23 protein-coding genes and 4 tRNA genes are annotated in these 26,057 nt (G+C 69.0%); 8 read left to right on the forward strand and 19 right to left on the reverse strand.

Annotated features, from left to right (window positions below; all coding sequences use genetic code 11):
- Positions 1–29: 29 nt before the first annotated feature.
- Positions 30–102: transfer RNA gene (locus tag FSYMDG_RS19590), tRNA-Trp, on the reverse strand.
- Between the two features lie 458 nt (positions 103–560).
- Between FSYMDG_RS19590 and FSYMDG_RS19595 the strand changes: the two genes are divergently transcribed.
- On the forward strand, positions 561–1,769 hold the full coding sequence (locus FSYMDG_RS19595; protein WP_013875129.1) for a pyridoxal phosphate-dependent aminotransferase: 1,209 nt from the start codon (positions 561–563) through the stop codon (positions 1,767–1,769).
- 235 nt (positions 1,770–2,004) lie between these two features.
- Here the strand turns inward: FSYMDG_RS19595 and FSYMDG_RS19600 are convergent, their stop codons facing one another.
- The 5 genes from FSYMDG_RS19600 to FSYMDG_RS19620 all read right to left on the reverse strand — a co-directional run bounded on the left by FSYMDG_RS19600 (position 2,005) and on the right by FSYMDG_RS19620 (position 3,724).
- Positions 2,005–2,433, reverse strand: a complete 429-nt coding sequence (locus FSYMDG_RS19600) for a MaoC family dehydratase (protein WP_043604055.1) — start codon at positions 2,431–2,433, stop codon at positions 2,005–2,007.
- Between the two features lie 36 nt (positions 2,434–2,469).
- The gene (locus FSYMDG_RS19605) at positions 2,470–2,919 is read right to left on the reverse strand and encodes an FAS1-like dehydratase domain-containing protein (protein ID WP_013875131.1); all 450 of its coding nucleotides are present in this window, start codon (positions 2,917–2,919) and stop codon (positions 2,470–2,472) included.
- 311 nt (positions 2,920–3,230) lie between these two features.
- The gene (gene rpmG / locus FSYMDG_RS19610) at positions 3,231–3,395 is read right to left on the reverse strand and encodes a 50S ribosomal protein L33 (RefSeq protein WP_013875132.1); all 165 of its coding nucleotides are present in this window, start codon (positions 3,393–3,395) and stop codon (positions 3,231–3,233) included.
- Positions 3,396–3,494: 99 nt separating this feature from the next.
- Positions 3,495–3,568: transfer RNA gene (locus tag FSYMDG_RS19615), tRNA-Met, on the reverse strand.
- 83 nt (positions 3,569–3,651) lie between these two features.
- Positions 3,652–3,724, reverse strand: a tRNA-Thr gene (locus FSYMDG_RS19620).
- 233 nt (positions 3,725–3,957) lie between these two features.
- Here FSYMDG_RS19620 and FSYMDG_RS26465 point away from each other — a divergent pair.
- The 3 genes from FSYMDG_RS26465 (at position 3,958) to FSYMDG_RS19630 (ending at position 6,689) form a co-directional block, all read left to right on the forward strand.
- Entirely contained in the window at positions 3,958–4,098 is a 141-nt protein-coding gene (locus tag FSYMDG_RS26465; RefSeq protein WP_157491045.1) for a hypothetical protein, read from the forward strand.
- 519 nt (positions 4,099–4,617) lie between these two features.
- Positions 4,618–5,808, forward strand: a complete 1,191-nt coding sequence (locus FSYMDG_RS19625) for a GH25 family lysozyme (protein WP_131792743.1) — start codon at positions 4,618–4,620, stop codon at positions 5,806–5,808.
- A 344-nt stretch (positions 5,809–6,152) separates the two neighbouring features.
- Entirely contained in the window at positions 6,153–6,689 is a 537-nt protein-coding gene (locus FSYMDG_RS19630) for a DUF7144 family membrane protein (protein WP_013875134.1), read from the forward strand.
- Between the two features lie 384 nt (positions 6,690–7,073).
- Here FSYMDG_RS19630 and FSYMDG_RS19635 read toward each other — a convergent pair whose 3' ends face one another.
- The 4 genes from FSYMDG_RS19635 to FSYMDG_RS19650 form a co-directional block, all read right to left on the reverse strand.
- Positions 7,074–7,475 (reverse strand): gamma-glutamylcyclotransferase family protein, encoded by a 402-nt coding sequence (locus tag FSYMDG_RS19635; protein WP_013875135.1) that lies wholly within the window; start codon positions 7,473–7,475, stop codon positions 7,074–7,076.
- Positions 7,476–7,607: 132 nt separating this feature from the next.
- On the reverse strand, positions 7,608–8,135 hold the full coding sequence (pyrE, locus tag FSYMDG_RS19640; protein WP_013875136.1) for an orotate phosphoribosyltransferase: 528 nt from the start codon (positions 8,133–8,135) through the stop codon (positions 7,608–7,610).
- Positions 8,136–8,285: 150 nt separating this feature from the next.
- Entirely contained in the window at positions 8,286–8,570 is a 285-nt protein-coding gene (locus FSYMDG_RS19645) for a VOC family protein (protein ID WP_237702865.1), read from the reverse strand.
- A gap of 293 nt (positions 8,571–8,863) precedes the next feature.
- Positions 8,864–8,948: transfer RNA gene (locus FSYMDG_RS19650), tRNA-Tyr, on the reverse strand.
- 426 nt (positions 8,949–9,374) lie between these two features.
- Between FSYMDG_RS19650 and FSYMDG_RS19655 the strand changes: the two genes are divergently transcribed.
- Positions 9,375–9,863 (forward strand): YajQ family cyclic di-GMP-binding protein, encoded by a 489-nt coding sequence (locus FSYMDG_RS19655; protein WP_013875138.1) that lies wholly within the window; start codon positions 9,375–9,377, stop codon positions 9,861–9,863.
- A gap of 241 nt (positions 9,864–10,104) precedes the next feature.
- Here the strand turns inward: FSYMDG_RS19655 and htpX are convergent, their stop codons facing one another.
- Positions 10,105–10,983, reverse strand: a complete 879-nt coding sequence (htpX, locus tag FSYMDG_RS19660; protein WP_013875139.1) for a zinc metalloprotease HtpX — start codon at positions 10,981–10,983, stop codon at positions 10,105–10,107.
- 130 nt (positions 10,984–11,113) lie between these two features.
- Positions 11,114–12,184, reverse strand: a complete 1,071-nt coding sequence (locus FSYMDG_RS19665; RefSeq protein ID WP_013875140.1) for a Rossmann-like and DUF2520 domain-containing protein — start codon at positions 12,182–12,184, stop codon at positions 11,114–11,116.
- Positions 12,185–12,763: 579 nt separating this feature from the next.
- Between FSYMDG_RS19665 and FSYMDG_RS19670 the strand changes: the two genes are divergently transcribed.
- The 3 genes from FSYMDG_RS19670 to FSYMDG_RS19680 all read left to right on the forward strand — a co-directional run bounded on the left by FSYMDG_RS19670 (position 12,764) and on the right by FSYMDG_RS19680 (position 17,667).
- On the forward strand, positions 12,764–14,647 hold the full coding sequence (locus FSYMDG_RS19670; protein WP_013875141.1) for a 2-oxoacid:acceptor oxidoreductase subunit alpha: 1,884 nt from the start codon (positions 12,764–12,766) through the stop codon (positions 14,645–14,647).
- Positions 14,647–15,708 carry a 2-oxoacid:ferredoxin oxidoreductase subunit beta gene (locus tag FSYMDG_RS19675; RefSeq protein WP_013875142.1) on the forward strand — a complete coding sequence of 354 codons (1,062 nt, stop codon included), beginning with the start codon at positions 14,647–14,649 and terminating at the stop codon, positions 15,706–15,708. Before FSYMDG_RS19670 ends, FSYMDG_RS19675 begins: the two co-directional genes overlap by 1 nt.
- 690 nt (positions 15,709–16,398) lie before the next feature.
- Positions 16,399–17,667 carry a hypothetical protein gene (locus tag FSYMDG_RS19680; protein WP_043604060.1) on the forward strand — a complete coding sequence of 423 codons (1,269 nt, stop codon included), beginning with the start codon at positions 16,399–16,401 and terminating at the stop codon, positions 17,665–17,667.
- Positions 17,668–17,844: 177 nt separating this feature from the next.
- On the opposite strand, the gene FSYMDG_RS19685 is transcribed toward FSYMDG_RS19680, so the two are convergent.
- The 7 genes from FSYMDG_RS19685 to nuoI all read right to left on the reverse strand — a co-directional run bounded on the left by FSYMDG_RS19685 (position 17,845) and on the right by nuoI (position 26,056).
- Positions 17,845–18,846 carry a polyprenyl synthetase family protein gene (locus FSYMDG_RS19685; protein ID WP_013875144.1) on the reverse strand — a complete coding sequence of 334 codons (1,002 nt, stop codon included), beginning with the start codon at positions 18,844–18,846 and terminating at the stop codon, positions 17,845–17,847.
- Positions 18,847–18,865: 19 nt separating this feature from the next.
- Positions 18,866–20,440, reverse strand: coding sequence for an NADH-quinone oxidoreductase subunit NuoN (gene nuoN, locus FSYMDG_RS19690; RefSeq protein WP_047221682.1), 1,575 nt, complete (start codon positions 20,438–20,440; stop codon positions 18,866–18,868).
- A gap of 17 nt (positions 20,441–20,457) precedes the next feature.
- Positions 20,458–22,044: an NADH-quinone oxidoreductase subunit M gene (locus FSYMDG_RS19695; protein ID WP_013875146.1), complete on the reverse strand. Its 1,587-nt coding sequence runs from the start codon at positions 22,042–22,044 to the stop codon at positions 20,458–20,460.
- 1 nt (position 22,045) lies between these two features.
- Positions 22,046–24,007 (reverse strand): NADH-quinone oxidoreductase subunit L, encoded by a 1,962-nt coding sequence (nuoL, locus tag FSYMDG_RS19700; RefSeq protein WP_043607153.1) that lies wholly within the window; start codon positions 24,005–24,007, stop codon positions 22,046–22,048.
- A 320-nt stretch (positions 24,008–24,327) separates the two neighbouring features.
- Positions 24,328–24,627, reverse strand: a complete 300-nt coding sequence (gene nuoK, locus FSYMDG_RS19705; RefSeq protein ID WP_013875148.1) for an NADH-quinone oxidoreductase subunit NuoK — start codon at positions 24,625–24,627, stop codon at positions 24,328–24,330.
- On the reverse strand, positions 24,624–25,457 hold the full coding sequence (locus tag FSYMDG_RS19710; protein ID WP_013875149.1) for an NADH-quinone oxidoreductase subunit J: 834 nt from the start codon (positions 25,455–25,457) through the stop codon (positions 24,624–24,626). Before FSYMDG_RS19710 ends, nuoK begins: the two co-directional genes overlap by 4 nt.
- On the reverse strand, positions 25,454–26,056 hold the full coding sequence (gene nuoI, locus FSYMDG_RS19715; protein WP_013875150.1) for an NADH-quinone oxidoreductase subunit NuoI: 603 nt from the start codon (positions 26,054–26,056) through the stop codon (positions 25,454–25,456). The genes FSYMDG_RS19710 and nuoI overlap by 4 nt, the downstream gene beginning before the upstream one ends.
- Position 26,057 lies beyond the last annotated feature (1 nt).

Genomic DNA, 26,057 nt, shown 5'->3' on the forward strand with positions numbered 1-26,057 from the left:
CACTCCACCTACCTGGTCGTCGGATACCGCAGGGGCGACAGGACTCGAACCTGCAACCGCCGGTTTTGGAGACCGGTGCTCTACCAATTGAGCCACGCCCCTTTGCACTGCGGTCGTCCTCGGAGCAGCAGCCGCCGAACAAGATCGAATCCATCAAGAGATCAATCTTGATGACCATCCCTGATGACCATCAGCAGCACTACATACCGGGACGACAGCCCAAGCGCGTCCACCATACTCCTACGCAGGCCCGCTTACCTGGCCGCCCGGCCCCGGCCCCGGCGGGGATCCGCGGATGCCCGCCGGGGAGCGATCCTGTGACGCGGATTCGACGTCCCGCATCCCTGCGGAACCGGTGCAGAACCGGCACGAAGCCGGCACCGAGCCGGGTGCGGAACCGGGGGCCAGACGGAGGATGGGTGCCGAAGGTCTTCCTCCAGACGAGGCGGATACCGACCGAAACCGCTGCCGGACCGCCCGCACACCGACCCTTGTGGCGTCCCGTGGAATCCGAACGGCTCCGGCAATGATCGGGCGGCCAACCCCTGATACGTGGCAGCATGACGGTCATGACCCGGATCTCTCACCGCATCGGCAGCATCGCCCCCTCCGCGACGCTCGCCGTGGACGCGACCGCGAAGGCGCTGCGTGCAGCCGGCCGGGACGTGATCGGCTTTGGTGCCGGCGAACCGGACTTCCCCACCCCCGACCACGTCGTCGCAGCCGCCGAGAAGGCCTGTAGCGACCCGAAGATGCACCGGTACACACCCGCCGCCGGCCTGCCCGAGCTCCGGGAGGCGGTGGCGGACAAGACCCGCCGCGACTCCGGTTTCGACGTCCCCGCCAGCTCTGTGATCATCACCAACGGCGGCAAGCAGGCGGTCTACCAGGCGTTCGCCGCCCTGCTCGACCCCGGTGACGAGGTCCTGCTGCCCGCTCCCTACTGGACGACCTATCCGGAGTCGATCCGGCTCGCCGGCGGCGTCCCGGTGGACGTCGTCACCACCCCGGAACAGGGCTACCGGGTGACGGTCGAGCAGCTGGAGGCGGCCCGCACCCCCCGCACCAAGGTGCTGCTGTTCTGTTCGCCGTCCAACCCCACCGGGGCGGTACACACCCCCGAAGAGGTCCGGGCGATCGGGCGCTGGGCGGCCGACGCCGGCCTGTGGGTGATCGCCGACGAGATCTACGAGCATCTGGTGTACGGCGACGCCCGGTTCGCCTCCCTGCCGGTCGAGGTGCCGGAGATCGCCGACCGCACCATCGTGGTCAACGGGGTGGCCAAGACCTACGCCATGACCGGCTGGCGGGTCGGCTGGCTGATCGGCCCGCCGGACGTGGTGCAGGCCGCCACCAACCTGCAGTCCCACGCCACGTCCAATGTCTCCAATGTCGCGCAGGCCGCGGCGCTGGCAGCGGTGACCGGGCCGCTGGACGCTGTCGTGGAGATGCGCAAGGCCTTCGACCGGCGACGGCTGACCATGCACCGGATGCTCTCCAGCACGCCCGGGGTGGTCTGCCCGCTGCCCGACGGGGCGTTCTACTGCTACGCGTCGGTGGCCGGCGTCCTCGACCGCACGCTGCGGGGGAAGACCCCGGCCACCTCGGCGGAACTGGCCTCACTCATCCTCGAGGAAGCGGGGGTGGCGATCGTGCCGGGTGAGGCGTTCGGGACCCCGGGCTACACCCGGCTGTCCTACGCGCTCGGCGACGAGGACCTGGTCACGGGCGTCCAGCGGCTGTCCGACCTGCTGGCCGAGGCACGCTGACCGACGGGCGGGCCGCGCCGCCCGCCCGAACCCGGCCGGCACAGCGTTCGGCCGGCACCCACCCGACGGTGTGTCCGGCAGGCACGGCCGGGCATCCGCGGGCTCCGGCCGGCGGACACACCGTCACCACCGCCTGTCCGCCCCCGTGCCTGCCCCGCCGTGCCTGCCCGGCAGGCCGCAGGCAGGCGCGAGCGGGCCCGAAAACGGGGCCGGGCGGCCGCGGGCGGGCGGGGCCTCAGGCGAGTTGGACGGTGGCCCGGGAGGCCAGCAGCACCTTGCTGCCGTCGAACCGCACGGTCAGGTTGACGACCACCCGGTTGTCCTCGAGCTTCTTCTCGACGACGCCGCTGACCACGAGCGTGGCACCGGCGTCGTCGTCCGGCACCGGCACCGGGGAGGAGAACCGGACGCCGTAGTCGACCACGCTGCCGGGGTCCCCCGCCCAGTCGGTGACGAGCCGGGCGGCCGTGGCCATGGTGTACATCCCATGCGCGATCACACCGGGCAGGCCGACGCCCTGCGCCGCCCGCTCGTTCCAGTGGATCACGTTGAAGTCGCCGGAGGCCCCGCAGTAGCGGACAAGGTCCTCCCGGCGGATCCGGAACTCCCGCTCGGGAATCCGGGTACCGACCTCGACGTCGTCGTAGTCGATGATGGCAGGCATGTGAGCGCTCAGCACCCTTCCTGATCCTTGGGGGCGTCAGGCCGCGGTGCCGCGCGAGGCCAGCGCCGTCCGGGCGGTCGCGACCGGCTCGCCACCGGTCGTGACGAACTCGTACTCGCTGATCAACAGCTCGTTGCGTCCGGCCTTGCGGATGTCGGCGATGGTGGCGGAGACGACGAGCTCGTCACCGGCGACGACCGGCCGGCGCAGCGAGTAGCGCTGCTCGACGTGCACCACCAGCGAGTAGTCGAGACCGAGCTGCGGGTCATGCACCGGCACCACGGGCCGCCAGAGGGCCACCGCCGTCAGGAAGGTGGGCGGCGCTACAAGATCGATATAGCCGGCCGCCTTGGCGGCCTCAAGATCGTGCGAGAGCGGACTGTCATCCTGGATCGCAGTCGCGAACTGCCGGATGTGTTCGCGACCGACCAGAAAGGGAGTGTCCGCGACAAACCTGCGTCCGACAAAGTCCCGATTGAGCGGCACCGCATGCTCCGATCTCGCCGTCCCCGCGGTTGGAACCACCCCGCAGCACCGGGGAACTACAACACTCCCACGCGACAGCCAGCGAGGACAGACGGTTCCAGGGCACGACGCGGCGATCACCAACAGTGAAGAGATCAATCCAACGGACTGAACACTAGTCCCACGCCCCCCGACCACCGTACCGACAGGCCGTGGCGGCCCGACATCATCGTGGGGGAACCCGCGGACCCCTGGAAGAACCCTCGGAAGGCAACCTGGAAGACGACGTCACCCGGAGGCCGGCGAGCATCCGGAGGATGTCCGCGACCGGGTCAGCGGGTCTCTCGGTGCTCGGTGTGATGCCGGCAGTTCGGGCAGAACTTGCGCAGCTCCAGACGGTCCGGATCGTTGCGGCGGTTCTTGCGCGTGATGTAGTTGCGGTGTTTGCACACCTGACACGCCAGGGTGATCTTCGGACGGACGTCGGTGGCGGCCACGGTGCTGTGCCTCTTCCTGCAGGTGGGACAAGAACGAACCAGAGCTTGGACGTGCCGGACGACTACGGCGCCGTCCATGGCGGGACGCGACCCGACCGGTAGCGGTGGCCGGATTTGAACCGGCGACACAGCGATTATGAGCCGCTTGCTCTGCCTGGCTGAGCTACACCGCCTGGGTGGACCCACCCCGTCAACTGGCCCAACCGACGGGGTGATGGCCGGCAACCGCTCACCTGGCTACCGACCGGTGCCGCAGAGCCCCTTTACGGAATCGAACCGTAGACCTTCTCCTTACCATGGAGACGCTCTGCCGACTGAGCTAAAGGGGCGAGTACGCGGCCTTAGGTTACACGACGACGGGGCAGTGCGTGTCGCGGGCCCGATCGCAGTGACGCCGTCCGCGGCCGCCGCCGACGCTCGGCGCCCGCGGGTGCCCCACCCACCCGGCGGCTCCGCCCGGATCTCCCACGGCCCGCCTGGCCCAGGCGCACGATCCCAGCCGCGCCCGTCCGCGGCTGCCGCCCCCATGACCCGCGTGGCATCCGTGACATCCGTGACATCCGTGACCACCGCAGCCACCGCGGCCACCGCGACGACCACGGCCACCCGGTCACCTGACGTCCCGGGGCGCGTGCGCGACGGCGCTCGGAAGCCCGCAACCCGGAGCGAGCGGATCTTCGTCGCCCGGCGCGATCTGCTCTGACACAGACACCACTCCATGTCACGAAAATGGGCCCGATCACAAAGATCGCGACTGTGAGTAACGACAAAGTCGACTCACGCACCGCTTACGTAGCTGTAAGTAGTCGTTACTTTGCTTAGCGTAGTAGTTGGTCGAGCAAGCCTGCCTCTGGGATCACCCGTCGGCCAGTCCCCCCGAACACGCCAGGGAGCTCCCATGCGCATCGCACTCACGCCCGCCTGCCAGACCGGCGCCGGGCCAGGCCGGACTGTCCGGCCCCACCTGCGCCGGACAGCCTGCCACCGATGGGGCGGCACACGCGGGGCCGTCGTCGTAGCGGCAGTGGCGTTCATCACCGCCACCACCATCACAGCCACGACCGCGGGCAGCCTTCGGGCGAGCCAGCCTGCAGCGGCGTCCAGCATTCATGATCAGACTGTTCGTGACGTACAGGCTATTCGTAACGTGGCCGCCACATTCGACGTGCCTGTCCTGGCGGCGGGGACCACGGCCGCCGCCCCCAGGACGGCGGACACAGCCGTGGCCGTATCCGGTGCGGCCGTACCCATCGCGGACCAGTCCGCGCAGACAATCCCGGCTGAGTGGCCGCGAGGTATCGACATCTCGTCATGGCAACATCCCGCTGGCGCACAGATCGACTGGAACGCGGTCCGCTCGGCCGGCGTCACCTTCGCCATCGTCAAGGCGACCGAGGGCATGACCTACACCAATCCGTATTTCGCCCTCGACCGCCTGCGTGCCCTCCAGACGGGCCTGGTCGTCGGCGCGTACCACTACGCCCGGCCCGTCCTGCCGATCACGACCGCGGTCGAACAGGCCGACCGCTTCCTCGCCACCACCGGCCTCACCCGGTCCAACGGTCATCTGGCCCCCATCCTCGATCTCGAGGCCGACGGAAGCCTGTCGGCCGACCAGCTCACCGCCTGGACCCGCGCCTTCCTGGAGGAGATCGAGACGAGAACCGGACGCACTCCCATCCTGTACACCTACCGGTCGTTCTGGACCGACACGATGAAGAACACCACGTCATTCTCCCGCTACCCACTGTGGTTCGCCATTTACAACGGGAGCTCGTCACCGGGTTCCCTGCCCGGCGGCTGGCAGAAGTGGACGATGTGGCAGTTCACCTCCTCCGGGAGCGTTCCCGGCATCGCCGGGAACGTCGACATGAACGCCGTTTGCTGTGGCGTCGACGCGCTGGCCGCCAGTGCCGACGGACGGGTCAGCGAGATCGACCGGCGGTACGGCTCCGACCCCCGCGTGCGCTCGGCGCTGGGGACCGCCATCCGCGACGAGGAACCCGCCGGTGGCGGCGGACGGTGGCGGCAGTTCGAGCAGGGGCTGCTCTTCTGGTCGGTGGCGACCGGCGTCCACGAGGCGCACGGTGGGATCGGCGCGAAATATCTGAACCTGGGCAGCAGCAACAGCTTCCTGGGACGGCCGACCAGCGACGAGGTGGACGCGGAGACGACAGGCAGCAGGCAGTCGGTGTTCCAGGGCGGCCGGATCTACTGGAGCGCCGCCACGGACGCCCACGAGGTCCACGGAGCGATCCTCAACCACTACCTGTCACTCGGTGGCGCCGGTTCGGACCTCGGGCTGCCGATCAGCGACGAGTACCCGGTCGAAGGAGGACGCCAGAGCGCCTTCCAGTACGGCTGGCTGCGTTGGGACGCGGACTCTGGCACGGTCGCCGTCACCCGCCCGTAGGCCGTGCCTGGCCAGACCACGCCACACGGATTTTCGATCACCCGGACATGACTGCGCGCGACGGGTCTCCAGACCGGAATGTCGGGCAACCAGGCATGTCCGGGGCATGCGCAGGCATGCGCAGGGCGCCCGGAGGGCACACGGAGGGCATGGCCATGTGGGCCAGCCGGCCGCCGGTGACGCTGTCATGCTCTTTCCGCGCCGCCGGAGACCTCGCGTCCCCGGGGCCGTCAAACCGACCCGAAAGTGACACCGAAGGTGACGCGGCCATGGCCCTTCCGCGCCGCCAGCGGCAAACGGGCCCCGGGTCGCCAGGCGTCCCGCCACGCTCCAGGGAGGATTCCATGCAACCGGCACGGTCAGCGGTACGCACCACCGGATGGCTGGCATTTGCCGCGGTCATCATCTTCATCGCAGGATTCCACAACATCATCTATGGAGTTGCCGCTCTCGACAGATATACCTATCTCGTCAGTGGCAGCGGTATGATCATCTACCAGGATCTGAACTTCTGGGGCTGGCTGCTGATAGCCATGGGCATCGTCGAGGTCGTCGTCGCGGTGGGCCTGCTGACGGGTCAGCGGTGGGCCCGCTGGGCGGCAATCGCGATCTGCACGGTCAACGTGATCGCGCACCTTGCCTTCCTCGCGGTCTTCCCGGTGTGGGCAGTCGTCCTCATCGCGCTCGACGTACTCGTGATCTATGCGGTGACCAGGCCTGACACACAGCCGCGCGGGTCCTACGAGCCCTACCCCGAAGCCGACCGAGTGGAGGCCCGCACAGGCCGCGGGGAATACGGCGCAGGCCGCCGGGAGTACACCGAACCGTCCCGCTCCACCACGCGAGGCAGCCGGTCCGGTCCTGATACACCCACCCACTGAACACCCGGCAGCGAACAGCGGGAACCCGCTCGACGCCGGCGTTCCAGCCCTCCCGCGGGCCGTGGAACGTCGGCGTCGAGCGTGTGCGCCCAGGCCCGGAAAAGCCGTTCGCTCCGCGGCCGTGTGTCCCACCGGCCGCCGCTGAACCCGGAATCCACGTCGGCCGGGAACGCGTACCGTCCGAAAATTTCCGGAAAAAGAAACAAAAAAATAAAGAGATTCAGAAAGAAACGAGCCCGAATGGGATGACGCCAGAAGGACGAGCCGGCAGGAGGCACGCCGCGTGGGCCGGGCCCTCATGTCCGGCTCGCGGCGACGGCAGCCCGCGGCCGACAGCGGTCAGGAACGGCGGCCGCCCGCGACCGCGGCAACCAGCAGCGGGGGTCAGGAACGGTGGCGGCGCGATATACGCGACACGAACGCCGGCAGATGGGCGGCTGCGAACGCGTCGGCGTCCCACGTCTGGTCCAGGGCGGCCGTGACGTCACGCCAGACATAGACCGATACCGACCGACCGTCGACGAGTACGACACGCCGCGCCTCGTACTCGTCGCCCTCGAACGCGTCGAGGACGGCCCGCTCCCGCGGGCTGAGGCCGGACAGTACGCGGCCGGCCACCAACGCCGTCGGCACGGCGGCCGGCACCAGACCCGGGTAAGCCCGACCGGGCAGCGCCGCCGCCCGCCACCCGGTGACCGCTGCCGGCCGCGAGCGCGGCAGCCGGCCGAGCAGGGCCCGGGCAACCTCCGGAAAGCACAGGGTGCCGTAGACGAACAGCAACGACATGACGACTCAGGATCCCACGGCAGACCGCCAGGGGCCCAGGCTTTCCCAGAGCCCTGCCGGAGAGCGGGCAGCCGCGAGACGCAGGACCTGAGGACGACCGCGAGGACGGGCTCGGGCGGCCCCGCGCCCAACTCAGGCGACCGCGTCCAGTTCGGCGCGGGTGAGGACCGGGCGCAGGGTGAGGCCGAGCGCGGCGAGACCGTCCCGGCCACCCTCCTGACGGTCGATCACGCACAGGACGTCCTCGACGAGAGCGCCCTGCTCCCGCAGCACCCGGGCGGCCTCCACGACGGCGCCACCGCTGGTCACCACGTCCTCCACCAGGACGACCCGCAGGCCCGCGACGTCACCGCCCTCGGCAGTGCGGCAGGTGCCGTACTCCTTGGCCTTCTTGCGGACGAACCGGGCCGGCAGCCCTGTGCGCTGGGACAGCAACGTGACCAGCGGAATCCCACCGAGCTCGAGGCCGGCCAGCACGTCGGTGGCCGCGGGCAGCAGCGGACGCATCGCGTCGACGACGTCGGCGAGCAGCACCGGGTCGGCCTCGAACAGGTACTTGTCGAAGTACTCCCCGCTGGTCCGGCCGGAGCGCAGCCGGAACTGCCCGGTCAGATGGGACGCGGCCCGGACACGGGCGGCAAGCGTGCCGGTATCACCCATGCCTGCGGACTCTATCCATCCCGGCGCCGGTAGCAGGGACGGAAACTCGGCGCTCCGCGCCGGAAGAACGCCTGCCCCGGGACGACGGCCACGCCGGGACAGCGACCATGCCGGGACAGCGCAAAAATATCGCAATACGGATTGAATCGACTACCGAACGCCCACCTGGAGGTCAACCGTGCGCCCGTCAGGGTCCCGTAGAAGATGGCGGCCGGCCGGCAGCGGGAGATCGACCGTATCCGCATCCACCGTGAGGCCCAGCCGCAGCCGGCCGGTCGGCAGCCCCGACCGAGCGGGGTACAGCTCCAGCACGGTGCCGTCCGCGAGGGTCGCGGCCAGATGCTCGGGCCCCGAGCCGTGGCGTTCCCGGACCAGACACAGCCCAAGCCCACGGTAGAACTCCTCGCAGGCAGCCAGGTCAGCGGTATAGATCACCAGAAGGCTGATCGCAAACGTCGCCATCGCCGCATTTTCGGCCCGAGCGACGCCGCACGCCGACGCCGACGGCATCGCGGCCCGCGAGCGGATCGAAGCGGCGCGCCGCCTGGAAGAGGAATGTTGATCGTGTACACGTACCATGCCCGAGCTACCGGCCCATGCCCGAGCTACCGGCAACAGCCATGATCAGTCGGGATCGGCCGCGGACAATCGGCCGCGGACACGGGAAAGGCCCCGGAGACCTCTCCAGGGCCTGGAGTACAGCACGTTCTGGGTACCGCTGGGGATGTTGGTGGCAGGTGTTGGGTTCGAACCAACGTAGGCTGAGCCGGCGGTTTTACAGACCGCTCCCTTTGGCCACTCGGGCAACCTGCCGTTGGTGGACAGCATACGGGATGCGGCAGGCGGTTCGACGCCCCCCTCCGGCCGCGGACGCCGCCCCCGGTCGTCCGACGCCCCGGACGCGCCGAGCCCGTCACGAGGCCAGCGCCGGGCCTGCGCGACGAAGCCGCGACAAAGCATGAGCAGGCCGGCTCTGACTCCCGCCGACCGCGGCCGTCCCGCCATGCTGGAGTCTGGGCAGACTCGTGTCGGATGCCTCGTGCCCGTGCCTCGTGCCCGTGCCTCGTGCCCGCGCGGCACCCGGGCACGAGGATCCGTGCCGGCAACCGACACGGCCGGGCAAGCAGGCGGCCTGGCAGAGCAGGCAATCTGGCAGAGCAGGCAATCTGGCAGAGCAGGCAACGGCAGACAGTGCCAGACAGTGGCAGACAACCGCAGACACCGAGGAGGCGCTTCGTCGTGGCGGACCCGTCGTTCGACATCGTGAGCAAGGTCGACCGTCAGGAGATCGACAACGCGATCAACCAGACCGCCAAGGAGGTGCGGACCCGTTTCGACTTCCGCGACACGGCCGCGTCGGCGGCATGGTCGGGGGAGTCCATCCTGCTCACCGCGACCACCGAGGAACGGGTCAAGGCGGTGCTGGACGTCCTGCAGGAGAAGTGGGTGAAGCGCGGCATCTCGCTCAAGGCCCTGGAGCACGGCGAGCCCACGCAGTCCGGCAAGGAGCACAGGCTGGTCGTGACCGTCCAGCAGGGCATCGCCGACGACAAGGCCAAGGCGATCTCCAAGAAGATCCGGACCGACGGCCCGAAGGGGGTACAGGCCCAGATCCAGGGTGACCAGCTCCGCGTCACCGGCAAGAAGCGGGATGACCTTCAGCGGGTTATCCAGTTGCTCAAGGAGACCGACTTCGAGGTGCCGCTCCAGTTCGTCAACTACCGCTAGCCTGCTGAAACACCGGCCGGATGATCGATAGCTGAGCATATTTCGCAAATAAGGATGCACCCCGCCCGATGGGGGGTTTCGGGCGGGGTGCCGCACGGCGAGGCCTGGGGGTTTGCCTCGCCGCGAGTCCGCGGTTGCGCGCCTACAGGGTCTGGACCCTGAGGTTCCTGACCGGTAGCCCAGAGAGGTTCCGGACCCGTGGCTCAGGCCTTTTCAGAATACGACCTCTCCTCGCGCGGATTCAACGGTAAGGGTCGATCCGGGCCATCTCCTCAAGCCGCTCGATCCGGCGCTCCATCGGCGGGTGCGTGCTGAACATCTGGCCGAGGCCACCACCCCGGAACGGGTTGGCAATCATGAGCGAGGACACCGGCGCCAGCTCCGAGCTCTGCGGCAGCGGCCGGGCGGCCGCTGCGACCTGCAGTTTGCGCAGCGCGAGCGCGAGGCCCAGCGGATCACCGGTCAACGTTGCGCCGGAGGCATCGGCCTGATATTCCCGAGCCCGGCCGATCGCGAGCTGGATGACCGCCGCCGCGATCGGCCCCAGCACGATGAACAGCATGATCTCCAGGATGCCCGGACCGTCCTCGTCGTCCCCACGACCCAGCCCGAAGAGGGCCGCGAACTGCGCGAAATGCGCCAGGTAGACGATGACGCTCGCGAGCGCCCCGGCGACGGAGGCGATGAGGATGTCCCGGTTGTGGACGTGGCTGAGCTCGTGGCCCAGGACCCCGCGCAGCTCGCGGTCGTCCATGATTTCCAGGATTCCCGTGGTGCAGCAGACCGCTGCGTTGCGCGGGTTACGGCCGGTCGCGAATGCGTTGGGCGCCGCGGTCGGGCTGATGTAGAGCCGCGGCATGGGCATCCGCGCCCTGGTCGCGAGCTCGTGGACGATCGCGTACAGGCGTGGCTGCTGGATCTGGCTGACGGGATGGGCCCGCATCGCGCGCAGGGCCAGCTTGTCCGAAAAGAAGTACGAGACGCCGTTGACGCCGAGGGCGAAAATGAGAGCGATCAGCAGGCCACGGTTCCCGAACAGGGAACCGACAAGCAGAATCACCGCGGACAGTACGCCCAGCAGGACGGCGGTCTTCAGCCCGTTGAAGTGGCGGTGGGACATGGCGTCGGTGTCCTGTCGTCTCGAGGGTTGCGTCCATAGCAACGCCCGGATCGACCAGGAGCGTTCCCACCACACGTGGTCACCAATCGCAACATCGCTCTCACTGGGAGAACAATCAAGCACCAACGATTCACTGGTTGCCCAACTGGCGACCCGAATCCATATCCTGTGTGACCGGGCCCGGTGTGCCTGGGCCCGGTGCGGCGAGGCCCTGTCCGCCGGCCGCGCGGAGGACGTCGCGGATGCCGCTGGCCGGTTCACCACCGGCCAGCCCCGCCCGCTCGAGCTGGTCCACGGTGAGGGCGGCCAGGGCCGCGTACACCGATGCCACCGCCTGGTCATGCGCCGCGAGGGCGTCCAGGTGCGCCCGCACCGTCCCGGCGTCCCCACGCCGGACCGGGCCGGTCAGCGCCGCCGGGCCACGCTCGACGGCGCCGCGCAGCGACTGCTCCAGCAGCGGCGCGACAGCGCCCGCCGGTTGGTCGACGCCGAGGGCCGCCAGTAGCTCCAGCATGGCCGTGACCAGCGTCGCCAGGTAGTTGGCGCCCAGGACGATGGCGGCGTGGTAGGCCGTGCGGGCCCGCTCGGGCACCGGGACGACCCGGCCGCCGACAGCGGTCACCAGCGCGTTCGCGACCGACTGGGCACCCGGGTCCGCGGTCACCCCGAACCCGGCGCCCACCAGCCGGCCCGCGTCGTCGTCGGTGCCACTCAAAGTCATGATCGGGTGCACCGCCGCGCGGAACGCCCCGTGGGCGAGCACGGGGTGCAGGATGTCCGTGCCGTGCCGTCCGCTGGCGTGCGCGACGACCTGCCCGGCCCGCAGGACACCGGCGGCGGCGACGCTTCTGGCGACATCTTCGATGGCGTCGTCAGAAACTGTGAGAATAACCACATCTGACGCTTCGACCACCGATGCCGGCGTCCCGATCGACGCCGTCGGAAAGCGGAGCCGGGCCCGTTCCAGGGCCGCCGCGGAACGCGCGTGCACCGCGACCACCGGCCAGTTGGCGCCCGACAGCGCCGTCCCGAGCGCGCTGCCCGCCCGGCCGAGGCCGACGATCCCGACCCGCGGCCCCGCCGCGGTGGGCACCGGCCGGCCCGCGGGCCGCGCGGCGGTGTCGACGCCGCTGGCGGCATGGCTGCTGGCGGCACCGCTGCTGACAACATCGCCGCTGGCGGCATCCGCCTGCCCGCTCACCTGGCCATGCTCCCACCGGCTACCCCGCCCGGGCGCACCGGGCCAGGGGATTCCCGTCCGCGGCACGGCCGCGCGCCCCGCTGGCCGTGGGTCCTGCGCGTGGGGCCGTAGGCCCCGTAAAAGGAGTGTGTGGGGCCGTAGGCCCCGTAGGGAGTCATAGGGAGTGATGCCGCGGGCGGCGTGGCTGGCACGGCTCCACCAGCCCCGTCGGGCCCGTCCCACCGGACACGGGGCTCGCCCACCCACGCGTTCCCCGCGTCTCCTCACAACAGGTGCGGCACAGGTAGCGGCACAGGTACGAGGCGGTTGCCTGATAACATGGAGAAGACTAGCTGGCACGTCTAATCACACAATTTTTACACAAAATTTGCGGATATCCTGACAAAATTCAAATTTTTTGTCATTCGCGCCAGAAGGCCGCAGATTATTTCATCGCAGACATCCCACCAGTTGGCCGACGCGCCGCTCCCATCGGGATGTGTCATATTCATCACACGGACCTGACCCCGTCGGGACGTTGCGCCCCACGCCAATAGTCCGACCGGTACGCTCAAGTGGTACCCGAGGAGGTTACACAACGTGTCAGGCCAGGTCAGGGATCGTCAAATTCATCGACTCGACCGGGTCGTCATCCGCTTCGCGGGCGACTCGGGCGACGGGATGCAGCTCACCGGAGAACAGTTCACCAGTGAGACGGCGGCGTTCGGCAACGACTTGTCCACCCTACCGGACTTCCCGGCCGAAATTCGCGCCCCAGCCGGCACCCCGGCCGGCGTGTCAGGATTTCAGCTTCATTTTTCCGATCACGACATTCTGACGCCCGGGGACGCCCCGAACATGCTGGTGGCGATGAACCCCGCGGCGTTGAAATCGAATCTGAAGGACCTGCCGACCGGCGCCGACCTCGTCGTCAACACCGACGCCTTCACCAGCGCCAACCTGAAGAAGGCCGGATATTCCTCCGACCCGCTCACCGACGGCACCCTCGATGGATACCGGGTGCACCGGGTACCCCTGTCGTCGATGACCATCGACGCGGTGAACGCGTTGGAAAGCAGCACCGGCACCGTCAACAAGAAAGAGGCCGAGCGGGCGAAGAACATGTTCGCGCTCGGTCTGATGAGCTGGCTCTACCAGCGGCCCACCGACGGTGTCGTCGCGTTTCTTGAGAAAAAATTCGCGAAACGCCCCGAGATCGCCGCCGCGAACATCGCGGCGCTGCGTGCCGGCTACAACTACGGTGAGACGACCGAGACCTTCGCCGTCGTCTACGAGGTCGCCCCGGCCCGGATGAAGCCCGGCCGCTACCGCCGCGTCTCCGGGAACCTCGCGCTGTCCTACGGGCTGATCGCCGCCGCCGAGCTCACCGGGCTGCCGCTGTTCCTGGGCTCCTACCCGATCACCCCGGCCTCCGACATCCTGCACGAGCTGAGCAGGCACAAGCGGTTCGGGATACGGACCTTCCAGGCCGAGGACGAGATCGCCGGTGTCGGTGCCGCTCTCGGCGCGTCCTTCGGCGGTTCGCTCGGCGTCACCACGACGTCCGGGCCCGGCCTGGCTCTGAAGACCGAGACCATCGGCCTCGCGGTGACCCTCGAGCTCCCGCTGCTCGTCGTCGACATCCAGCGGGGCGGGCCGTCCACCGGGCTGCCCACCAAGACCGAGCAGGCCGACCTCAGCATGGCCGTGCACGGCCGCAACGGCGAGGCGCCGCTGCCGGTGATCGCCCCGCGCTCCCCGGCGGACTGCTTCGACGCCGCCATCGAGGCCGCCCGGCTGGCGACGAAGTACCGCACACCCGTCATCCTGCTCTCGGACGGCTACCTCGCCAACGGCTCGGAGCCGTGGCTGCTGCCCGACCGGGCCGACCTGCCCGACCTGCGGGTGACGTTCACGACCGGGCCGAACCACACCGGCGACAACGGCCCGGAGTTCTGGCCGTACCTTCGCGACAACGAGACGCTCGCCCGGCCGTGGGCCGTGCCCGGCACCCCCGGGCTGGAGCACCGCATCGGCGGTCTGGAGAAGGCCGACGGCTCCGGTGGGATCTCCTACGACCCGGCGAACCACGACCGCATGGTGCGCCTGCGCCAGGCGAAGATCGACGGTATCGCGCGCGACATCCCCGCCCTCGATGTGGACGACCCCTCCGGTCAGGCCCGGGTACTCGTCCTCGGCTGGGGCTCGACCTACGGGCCGATCGCGGCCGCGTGCCGGCGGGTCCGCGCGAAGGGGCTCCAGGTCGCCCACGCCCACCTGCGCCACCTGTTCCCGTTCCCCGAGAACACCGGCGACGTGGTGCGCGCCTACGACCGGATCCTCGTCCCCGAGATGAACCTCGGCCAGCTCAGGGCCATGATCCGAGCGGAGTTCCTGGTCGACGCCATCGGCTACAACCAGGTCCGTGGGCTTCCGTTCAAGGCCGCCGAACTGGCGGGTGTCCTGGAGGACGTGATCAAGTAGTGACCGTCACGACGAACCAGACCGGTATCACCAACCGGCTGCTCGACCTCATACCCGCCGCCAGCCGGCCGCAGACCCGCAAGGACTACACCTCCGACCAGGAGGTCCGCTGGTGCCCCGGCTGCGGTGACTACGCCATCCTGGCCACCGTCCAGGGTTTCCTGCCGGAACTCGGGATCGCCCGCGAGAACATCGCGTTCATCTCCGGCATCGGTTGCTCCTCGCGCTTCCCGTACTACCTGAAGACCTACGGGATGCACTCCATCCACGGCCGGGCGCCGGCCATCGCGACCGGCCTCGCGGTCTCGCGGCCGGACCTGTCGGTCTGGGTCGTCACCGGTGACGGCGACGCGCTGTCCATCGGTGGCAACCACCTGCTCCACGCGCTGCGCCGCAACGTCAACATCAAGATCCTGATGTTCAACAACCGGATCTACGGACTGACCAAGGGCCAGTACTCCCCCACGTCAGAAGTAGGGAAGATCACGAAGTCGACTCCGTACGGCTCGCTGGACCGGCCCTACAACCCGATCTCGCTGGTGCTCGGTGCCGAGGCGTCCTTCGTGGCCCGGTCGATCGACTCCGAACGCGCGCACCTGACCTCGGTGCTGCGCGCGGCCGCCACCCACCCCGGCTCGGCCTTCGTGGAGATCTTCCAGAACTGCAACATCTTCAACGACGGGGCGTTCGACGCCCTGAAGGACCGCTCGTCCAAGGACGACGCGACCCTGCGGCTGGTCCACGGCGAGCCGCTGGTGTTCGGCGTGGAGCGTGACAAGGGCATCCGCCGTGCTCCGGGCGGCGAGCTGGAGGTGTGCGCCGCGACCGACGACGGCGTGCTGGTCCACGACGCCCACGCGGCCGAGCCGGGCCTGGCGTTCGAGCTGTCCCGGCTGACGGGCGATTCGGCCGGGGTCACGCCGATCGGGGTCTTCCGGGACATCGACCTGCCTACCTACGACGAGCAGCTCAACGGCCAGATCTCCGATGCCCGGGCCCGCCAGGGCGAGGGCGACCTGATACAGCTGCTGGGCAGTGGCGACACCTGGACGGTTTCCTAGCGATCGTTCCTGGGATTGTCTCCGGTGGATCCGCGGTCGCGTCAGACCGGGATCCACCGGGGAGCGGTCCGGCCGGTCGGCTCCTGACGACAGGCGTCGAAGGGCACCCGGCCACAGGTTCTGCGCACACTCGCCGGGCCCGGCGTGTACCGGCCGACCGACAGAACGTAAAATCTTCTTTTTGTGTGCTTTTTTGTGATGCGATTTTTTGCGTACCAGCCAGTCCTGAAAAACCTGGGCCGCCGAAGAATGCGGCTACGATTTTCGCCTCCGAGGTCCCGGCCGAACCGGGCCGGCTCCCCTGAGCCACCTCGGATGTCGGACCGCTTCGGGTTGCCGGTCACCGGCAGGTCGCTCAACGGAGTGAATAACACCTTTGATGGACCGTTGTTCATATGGCGTCGAAATATCCGCGATCGGTCGGCTAGCATTGTGATCTGTTCGGCATCCCGAATCCGCTTTTCTGGATCTTCATAACAGTTGGCGGGTGGTGGGGCTCGGGGGCTACAGCTCGGGGGGCTACAGTAAGCTACCGATCCGGAGGAACAGTGCAGGACAGATCGTCCCGTTGCCGGCAGGCCCGACAGCGTTCTCCTCGCTCTCCTCGTTCTCCCCGGGTATCGCTTCCCGTGGCGGGCCAGGTGAGCCGTGGGTAACCACTCCGCTGCCCGGCACTCACGGAAGCAGGCAGTGGGCGCCCCTCACCGGACCGGTTCCACCCGTACGCCCGCGGCCAGCGGCACGTCGAGCGACACGAAGACCGCTGTCAGCGCGACCGTCACCGACGGCCTTGGCGCAGCCGAACCCGTCAGATCACCACGGATCTTCCGGAAACGCGACACCGGCCTGGGCGCTCGGCCGCAACCGGGCGCACCGGTGTTCCCCACGGTGCTGCCGGCACGCCCGGGAGCGATGTTCATCCCCCGTCAGCAACTGACGGGCTCCGGCGAACCGGACACGCTGAGCGGGCCGTCCCCGTTCGGCGCGGACAGGGCACGGCCGGCCGACAGGCAGGCACGCGGCACACGTCGCGGCGCGCACCGAGATGTCCCCGTCAGGCAGCCCGCCGTCAGACAGCCCGCAGCCGGGCAGCCCAGGCTGAGCCGCAACCGGCTGGTCGCCACCGGTACCGCTTCCCTTGCCGGGATCTCCGCCCTGCTCACCGGTATAGCCCTGGCCGGCGCCCATGACGAACAGGTCGTCGATCTCGGGGCAGCCGCCACAGCACCATCGGTCGGGCTGGGAAGCTCACCGTCGGTCCTGCAGGGGACGGCGGACAGAACTCCTCGCAGTGTGCACAGGCCGGTGGCACGGCCGGTCGCCCCGCCGCCACGGATCGTCACCACCCCTGGCTCTGGCCTACCTGGCGCAGGCTCCACCGGGAACGACTCGCTGTTGGCAGCCGGTGCTCCCAGCTCCGCTGGTGCGGATCTCCCGCAGGCTGTCGCCACCTATCCCGAGTCCCCGTATCCCACGTATTCGTACTATTCCGGCGCCATCCCCGACGGGTCCGGCCTGCTGGCCGGGACGCCCGCGCCAACAACACAGTCCGCCACCGAGCAGCCGGCCTTCCCGAGCGGGGCGGTAACAGGTCCGATCGACGTCGGCGGGAGCAGCGAACCAACTGGCCAGCCGACCACGACCACACTGCGCGGTTTCGAAACAGGTCAGACGCCGCTGGCTGGGACACCCATCCCGACAGCCACCTCGGCGGGCGTCTCCCCCACACCCGCCCCGTCGGCGACCCTGTCCCCGACAGCGCTGCCGGCAACCACCGGGAGCAGCGCCGCGGCCAGCCAGCCGCCGGCATCCTCCGCCGCGGTAACGGGCGCCGCGGCGCCGGCTGCCCAGGCGGCCCCGCAGCCGTCCTCGGCCGGGGAGAACGGGTCACTGCGTGACAAGGCCACCAAACTGATCGAGTTCTACGGTCCTCCGCCATTCTTGCCACTGAGCAGATAAAGCAGATAAATCGGAAACGATCAGATTCCACGGGGTGGGGGCCGCACCGCCCGCGCGGCTCCCACAACGACCATCCGGCACACCCGAGGACCATCCGGGCGCGCCCGCCGCTCACATCCGACGCGTGCGGACCGCCCGGTGCGGTTCGAGCGCGGTTCAGGCGCGATTGTGGACGGGTCAGCCAGTGCGGTCGATCACGTAGTCGGCGAGCGCCTCCAACGCGGTTCTGGCCGGCCCCTTCTCCAACACGGCCAGGCAGTCACGTGCCTGGCCTGCCCAGCGCGCCACCTCACGGCGGGCACGTCCCATGGCCGGATGGCCGCGCAGCAGGTCCAGCGCCTCGGCGAGCGCGCCTTCCACGGCGAAGCCGTCCTTCATCAGGCTGCGCAGCCGGGCCGCGGCGGCGTCGTCATCCTCCAGCGCGTAGAGCACCGGCAGCGTGGGAATCCCCTCCCGCAGATCCGTCCCGGGTGTCTTGCCGGATGCGGCCTGGTCGGAGGCGACATCGATGAGATCGTCGGAAAGCTGAAAGGCCACCCCGAAGTAGTCACCGAAAGCGGCCAGAGCATCCACGGTGATCAGATCGGCCCCGGCGAGCATCGCGCCGAGCCGGCCGGAGGTGGCGATCAGTGACGCGGTCTTCTCCCTGATCACCCGCAGGTAGTGCTCGACTGGATCCTGCCCCGGTAGCGACCCGACGGTTTCCCGGATCTGCCCCTCGCACAGGGTCGCGATCGTACGGGCCAGGATGCGGGTCGCCTCCGGCCCCAGGTCGGCGGTGATGTCCGAGGCCCGGGCGAAGAGGAAGTCGCCGGTGAGGATCGCGATCGTGTTGGTCCAGCGGACGTTCGCCGACGCCGCTCCCCGCCGCAGCGGCGCCTCGTCCATGACGTCGTCGTGATACAGCGTCGACAGGTGGGTGAGCTCGATGGCCACCGCGGCCGGCAGCACACCGATGGCCTCCGGGTCACCGAAGTGGGCCGCGAGCAGCACGACCATCGGCCGGAAACGCTTGCCACCGGCGTCCACCAGATGCCGGGACGTCTCGGTGACGAACGGCACGTCGCTGCGAACGGCGTCGCGCAGCATCCGTTCGACCCCGTAGAGGCCACGACGGACAGCCTGCTCCAGATCAGGGTCAGCCCTGATCCCCACAAGATCCAACCCCGTTGCGCTCATATGTAGGTTCCCTGGGGCCTCAGCGTACGAAGCCGGAAGTGGCCGCGGTGCCGGCGAGATCGAGCAGGGGCTGTGGTGCGACTCCCAGTAGGAGCGTCACGACCGCGCCGATGCCGACGGCCGCGTAGGTGAGTGTCGGACGAGTGACAATTATGGGGCCGTCCGCACCCGGTTCCTGGAAGAACATCAGAACGATCACTCGGACGTAGAAGAACGCGGCGATCGCGCTGGTGACCAGGGCGACGACCACCAACGGTGTCGCGTCACCGGCGATCGCGGCCTCGAAGACGGCGAACTTCCCGGTGAATCCGCTGGTGAGCGGGATGCCGGCCAGGGCGAGGAGCAGGAAGGCGAAGATCCCCGCGAGCACCGGGGAGCGCCGCCCGAGCCCCTGCCACTGGGACAGGTCGCTCGCCTCACCGTCCCCCGTCCGCACCAGGGTGACCAGACCGAACGCGGCGATCGTGGTGAAGCCGTAGGCGACCAGGTAGAACAGGGAGCCGCTCAGCCCGTCGCTGTTGGCCGCGGCAAGCCCGGTGAGCAGGAAGCCGGCGTGGGCGATCGCCGAGTAGGCAAGCATCCGCTTGATGTCACGCTGGGTCAGTGCCAACACCGCACCGACAACCATGGTCAGGATCGCGATGATCCAGACTATCGGCCGCCAGTCCCAGCGCAGCCCACCGAAGGACACGTAGAACAGCCGCAGCAGCGCGCCGAACGCCGCCACTTTCGTGCCCGCGGCCATGAAGGCCGTGATCGGGGTCGGGGCCCCCTGGTAGACGTCCGGTGTCCAGGAGTGGAACGGCACGGCGCCGATCTTGAAGAACAGGCCGATGCCGAGCAGGGCCATCCCCAGGTAGAGGTAGGTGTCGTTCGCGCCGACCGTGCCCGCGGCATCGGCGATCCGGCCGAGGTTGACACTGCCGGCGTAGCCGTAGACGAAGGCCAGGCCGTAGATGAAGAACGCCGAGGAGAAGGCGCCGAGCAGGAAGTACTTCATCGCCGCCTCCTGGGAGAGCAGACGACGGCGGCGGGCCAGGCCGGTGAGCAGGTACAGCGGCAGGGAGAGGATCTCCAGCGCGACAAACATGATCAGAAGCGTGTTGGAGGAGACGAACAGCAGCATCCCGGCCGCCGAGAACGCCATCAGCGGGTACGCCTCGGTCTGCACCTCCGCGGAGGAACGCTGGGCGGTCGCGCCCGGTGACCCCGGTGTGATCGCCGCCGACGCCACGATCGCCCCGCCGGAGGAGTCCAGCCGCCGCTCGGCGACCAGCAACACCGCCAGCAGAGCGAAGAGCAGGATGGCGCCTTCCAGGAAGAGGGTCGGGCCGTCGATGGCCAGCGCCCCGGCCGCGAGCACCTGCCGCCGGGCATGCAGCAGGACGACCGCCACGAACGCGGCCACGAACCCGGCCGCGGCCAGCAACGGCTGGATGACCCGGCGGGCCTTCGCCGGCACGAACGCGTCGACGAGCACACCCGCCAGCGCCACCCCGAAGACGATGAGGATCGGGCTCAGCGCGCTGTACTGGATCGCCGGGACGTCGATCGTCCCCTGCGCGCCCTGGGCCAGCACCTGCGGGCCGGCGATGGCGGATGCTGTGGCACTCACGAGTGGCCTCCGGTCTGGCTTGCGTTCACGGGGGCGGTTGGTGCGGGATCGGTGTGCCCGGCGTCCTCGAACGTGGCCGTGACGGTCGGCCGGACGATGTCGATGAGCGGCTTCGGGTAGATGCCGAGGGCGATGATCAGGGCGACCACCGGCGCGACCACGATCTTCTCCCGGACACTGAGATCGAGCACTCCACGAGCATCCTCGGATACCAACGGTCCTGTCATCGTCCGTTGGTAGAGATAGAGGATGTAGATCGCGGCGAGCACGATGCCGCAGGTGGCCACGATGGCCAGTGCCCGGTATCGGGTGAAGGTCCCGACCAGCACCAGGAACTCGCTGACGAAGCTGTTCAGGCCGGGCAGCGCCAGCGACGACAGCCCCGCGATGAGGAAGACACCGGCCAGCACCGGCGTGACCTGTGCCATACCGCCGTAGGCGCTCACGTCCCGGCTGCCGCGCCGGGCCACCAGGAAGCCGACGACGAGGAAGAGCAGGCCCGTCGACAGCCCGTGGTTGACCATGTAGAGGACGGCGCCGGTGCCCGCCTGCGACGTCAGCGCGAAGGTACCCATCGCGATAAAGCCGAAGTGGGCCAGCGAGGTGTACGCCACCAGGCGTTTCATGTCCCGCTGGCCGATGGCGAGCAGCGCCCCGTAGAAGATCCCGATCACCGCCAGCGCGAGCACCATGGGCGCGAAGTAGGACGACGCGTCCGGGAACAGCGGGATGCAGTAGCGGATCAGCCCGAAGGTCCCGACCTTGTCCAGGACGCCCACCAGCAGGATCGCGCCGCCGGTCGGCGACTGCGCGCCCGCGTCCGGCAGCCAGGTGTGGAAGGGGAACAGCGGCGCCTTGATGGCGAAGGCGATGAAGAAGCCCAGGAAGAGCAGCTTCTGCACACCAGGGGTGATATCCAGCTGACGCAAGGTGGCGAAGTCGAAGGTGCCGGTGCCGAGCTGGTCGGCCGAGACGACGTAGAGACCGATCACCGCGGCGAGCATGAGCAGCCCGCCGAGCAGGCTGTACAGCAGGAACTTCACCGCCGCGTAGGACCGCTGCGCCTGCTCTTTGACCGGCCCGTAGCTCCCGATCAGGAAGTACATCGGGATCAGCATCGCCTCGAAGAAGACGTAGAACAGGAAGACGTCGGTGGCGGCGAACACCCCGACCATCCCCGCCTCGAGCGTGAGCAACAGCGCGAAGAACGCCGGGACGCTGCGCCTGCCCACCACGGGAGTGCCGTCCGGGGAGGCGGCATCGACCTCGTCCCAGGAGGCGAGGACGACGATCGGCACCAGCAGCGTCGCGAGCAGGATCAGCACCAGCGAGATCCCGTCGGCACCCACCGAGTAGGAGATGCCGAACTGCTTGATCCAGGAGTACTTCTGGGCGAACTGGAAGCCGGTCCGCGCCGGCTCGTACGCGATGGTCGCCAGCAGCGCCAGCACGAACTCCACCAGCGTGACCGCCAGGGTGATCTGCTTGGCCAGCGTGCCCAGCCGCCGCGGGACGACCGCGACGACGGCCGCCGCGGCGGCCGGGATGATCAGCAGGAGGGTCAACCACGGGAAACTGTTCACGTCATCCGGCCCTTACCAGCAGCGCCGCCACAACCACGAGGACAGCACCTCCCAACATCGACAGCGCGTAGGAGCGGACGAACCCGGTCTGGGTGCGGCGCAGCCGCCCGGACAGGCCGCCGATCCCGGCGGCGGCGCCCCGGACCAGCCCGTCCACCCCGACCGTGTCCAGCCAGACCAGGAAACGGGTGAGGTACTGCCCCGGGCGCATGAACACGGCCTCGTTGAACGTGTTGGCGTAAAGATCGTGTCGGGCGGCCACGGTGACCAGCCCGACCTCGGAGTCGGGGCGGGCGACGGCCTCCACCGGGCGGAGCTGGTAGCGCAGGTAGGCCCCGGCGAAGCCGCCGGCGGCGACCAGCAGGGTCAGCGCCGTGACCACCGCCGGGGAGAGCGTGCGCGCGCCCTCCTCGTGGCTCTCGCCGAGCACCGGTGCCAGCCAGTCCTGCAGGGTGCCGCCGACGATGAACAGCCCACCGGCGAACACCGAGCCCACGGCCAGCAGTGCCATCGGCCCGGTCATCACCGTCGGGGACTCGTGGGGGTGTTTGGCCCGCTCGCCCGAGGACGACCAGCGGCGCTCCCCGTGGAAGGTCAGCAGGAACAGCCGGGTCATGTAGAAGGCGGTGATGCCCGCGCCGAGCAGCGCGGTCAGGCCGAGCAGGTACCCGCTGGTGCCGCCCTTGTCGAAGGCAGTCTCGATGATCTTGTCCTTGGTGAAGAACCCGGACAGCGGGGGAAGACCGATGATGGCCAGGTAGCCGAGGCCGAAGGTGACCCAGGTGACCGGCATCAGCCGCCACAGACCACCGTATTTCCGCATGTCCTGCTCGTCGTCCATCGCGTGGATCACCGAGCCGGATCCGAGGAACAGGCCGGCCTTGAAGAAGCCGTGTGCCAGCAGGTGCGCGATGCCGAGCGCGTAACCGGCCGGGCCCAGCCCCACGGCGAGGAACATGTACCCGATCTGGCTCACCGTCGAGTAGGCAAGCACCTTCTTGATGTCGTCGTAGGCACAGCCGATGACGCAGCCGATAATGATCGTCACGGCGCCGATGATGACGACCACCGTCCGGGCGGCCTGGGTCTCGGTGAAGATCGGGCTGGCGCGGGCGATGAGGTAGACCCCGGCGGTCACCATGGTGGCGGCGTGGATGAGCGCGGAGATCGGGGTCGGGCCCTCCATCGCGTCCGGCAGCCATGCCTGCAACGGGAACTGGCCGGACTTCCCGCAGGCGCCGAGCAGCAGCAGCAGGGCGATCGCGGTCAGTGTGCCGTACCCGATGATGTCGGCCGCGGCGGCGCCGAGCACCGAGTCGTAGTTCGTGCTGCCGACCGTGGCGAACATCAGCATGATGGCCAGGGCGAGCCCCACGTCACCGACCCGGTTCATGTAGAAGGCCTTGTTGGCCGCGGTCGCCGCGGCCGGCTTGTACTCCCAGAACTTGATCAGAAGGAAGGACGACAGGCCGACCAGTTCCCAGCCCGCGTACAGGACGAGGAAGTTGTCCCCGAGGACGAGCAGCAGCATGGACGCCAGGAACAGGTTCATGTAGGCGAAGAACCTGCGCCGCCCGGGGTCATGCGCCATGTAACCGATCGAGTAGACGTGGATCAGCGTCCCCACGCCGGTGATCAGCAGCACGAAGACCGCGGACAGCTGGTCGAAGAGCAGACCGGCGTCCACCTGGAAACCGTTGACCGGAATCCAGGAGAACAGGTGCTGGGCGACCTGCCGGTCCTCGGCGCCACGGCCGCGCAGCTCGAAGAACAGCACCAGCCCCACGACAAAGCTCGCCGCGGAGGCCGCGGTGCCCAGCAGATGGCCCCAGCGGTCGGTCCTCCGCCCGCCGAGCAGCAGGATCAGCGCCCCCGCCAGCGGCAGCACCAGCAGCAGCCACGTCGCCGAGAACACGCCGCTGGCCGCCGCGTATCCCACCTCGTGTCCCACCTCATGCGGCATGGCGTACCTCGTCATCGGAGAGGTGGTCACTGAGGAGGTGGTCAGCGGAGAGATGCTCATTGAAGAGGCGGCCGTCAGGCAGGTGGCCACCAGGAAGGTGCTCGTCTGGCAGGTGGCCGTCGGATGCACGGCCATCGGATGCCCTGCCGCCAGACGCGCCGGCACCACATGTGACACCACATGTGACGACACGGTCCGTATGGCCGTGGGGTGTATGCGTCACTGCACTCATCGTCCGTTCTGCCGTGACCGGGGTTCCGGCCACCACGTCCCACCGGCGCCTGGTGAGGTCGTCACCGGTGGCACACCTGGGGAACTGGCTAGTACTTGAGCAGGTTCACGTCGTCCACCGAGGCGGACCGGCGGGTTCGGAAGATCGTGAGGATGATTGCCAGGCCGATGACCACCTCGGCCGCGGCCACCACCATCACGAAGAACGCCATGATCTGGCCGTCCAGGGTGCCGTTGATCCTGGAGAAGGTGACCAGGGTCAGGTTCGCCGCGTTCAGCATCAGCTCGACGCACATGAAGACGACGATCGCGTTACGGCGCAGCAGGACGCCGACCGCGCCGATGGTGAACAGCAGTGCGGCGAGGATCAGATAGTTCGAGGGGTTCACCGGTCCGTCCCCTTCCCGGCCCTGACCGGACGTGGATTCCCGCGGGCGTGTGTCTCGGCGCCGTTGCCGCCGTCGCCGTTGCCCCCGATGTCCCCGCCGACATCCCTGGCGCCCTGGCCCGCGCCGGGATCGGTGCCACCGCCGGGCAGGCCCGCCGGCAGCCGGGTGCCCTCGGGCCGGGCATAGACGGCCGGCCCGGGAACCGGCGTGACCCGGCCTCCCTCGGCGAACCGACGCCGCAGCATCTCCCGCTGCGTCACCTTGCCGTCGACCCGTTCCCGGTGCCCGAGGATCATGGCGCCGACCGCGGCGATGATGAGCAGCGCGGAAATGATCTCGAACGCGAACACGTAGTCGGTGAACAGCAGGCGGGCGATCGCCTGGATGTTGCCGCCGTCGTTGGCGGCCGCGAGCCCGGCCGCGGTGGTGCCGTTGTCGATCACTCCGCCGATCGGGAACACCAGCAGCCCGGCAAACCCGACTCCCAGGACGATCGCGGCCACCCGCTGACCGCGCAGGGTCTCCACCAGGGAGTCGGAGGAGTCCACCCCGACCAGCATCAGCACGAACAGGAACAGCACCATGATCGCCCCGGTGTACACGACGATCTGCACGAAGCCGAGGAACGGGGCGTCCTGCAGCATGTAGAAGACGGCCAGGCAGAAAAGGTTCGTCACCAGCAGCAGGGCCCCGTGCACGGCGTTGCGGGCGAGCACCATGCCCAGCGCCGCGAGCACCGCGACCGGCGCGAGCACCCAGAACGTCGCGGCCTCACCGGTGGACGTCCGGGTGAACTCCCCCGCCGCCTGGGCCAGGATCTGCGCGCTCATCGGACCGGCTCCGGTTCGCTGTCTTGACCGGGCACGTTGGCGTCGGCACCCTTGCCGGCACCCGTGGCGGCAAGGCCGGATGCGTCGAAGGGGCCGCTGCGGTTCGGGTCGAACCGGTAGTAGTCCGTCTCGCTGTCACCGAGGTACATCGGATGCGGCGGCGCCGTCATCTCCTCGCCCAGCGGGGCGAGCAGCTGTTCCTTGGTGAAGATGAGATCCGACCGGCTGTCGTCGGCGAGCTCGTAGTCGTTGGTCATGGTCAGCGCCCGGGTCGGGCACGCCTCGATGCACAGGCCGCACAGGATGCAGCGCAGATAGTTGATCTGGTAGACGCGCCCGTAGCGCTCCCCGGGGGAGTAACGCTCCTCGTCGGTGTTGTCCGCGCCCTCCACGTAGATCGCGTCGGCTGGGCAGGCCCACGCGCACAGCTCGCAGCCGACGCACTTCTCCAGCCCGTCGGGATGCCGGTTGAGCTGGTGGCGGCCGTGGAAACGAGGCGCGGTCGGCTTCTTCTCCTCCGGATACTGCTCGGTCGTCGGCTTCTTGAACATGGTCGAGAAGGTGACGCCGAATCCCTTGTACGGGTCGAGGATCCCCATG

The sequence above is a fragment of the Candidatus Protofrankia datiscae genome (assembly GCF_000177615.2).
Classification (GTDB): Bacteria; Actinomycetota; Actinomycetes; order Frankiales; family Frankiaceae; genus Protofrankia; species Protofrankia coriariae.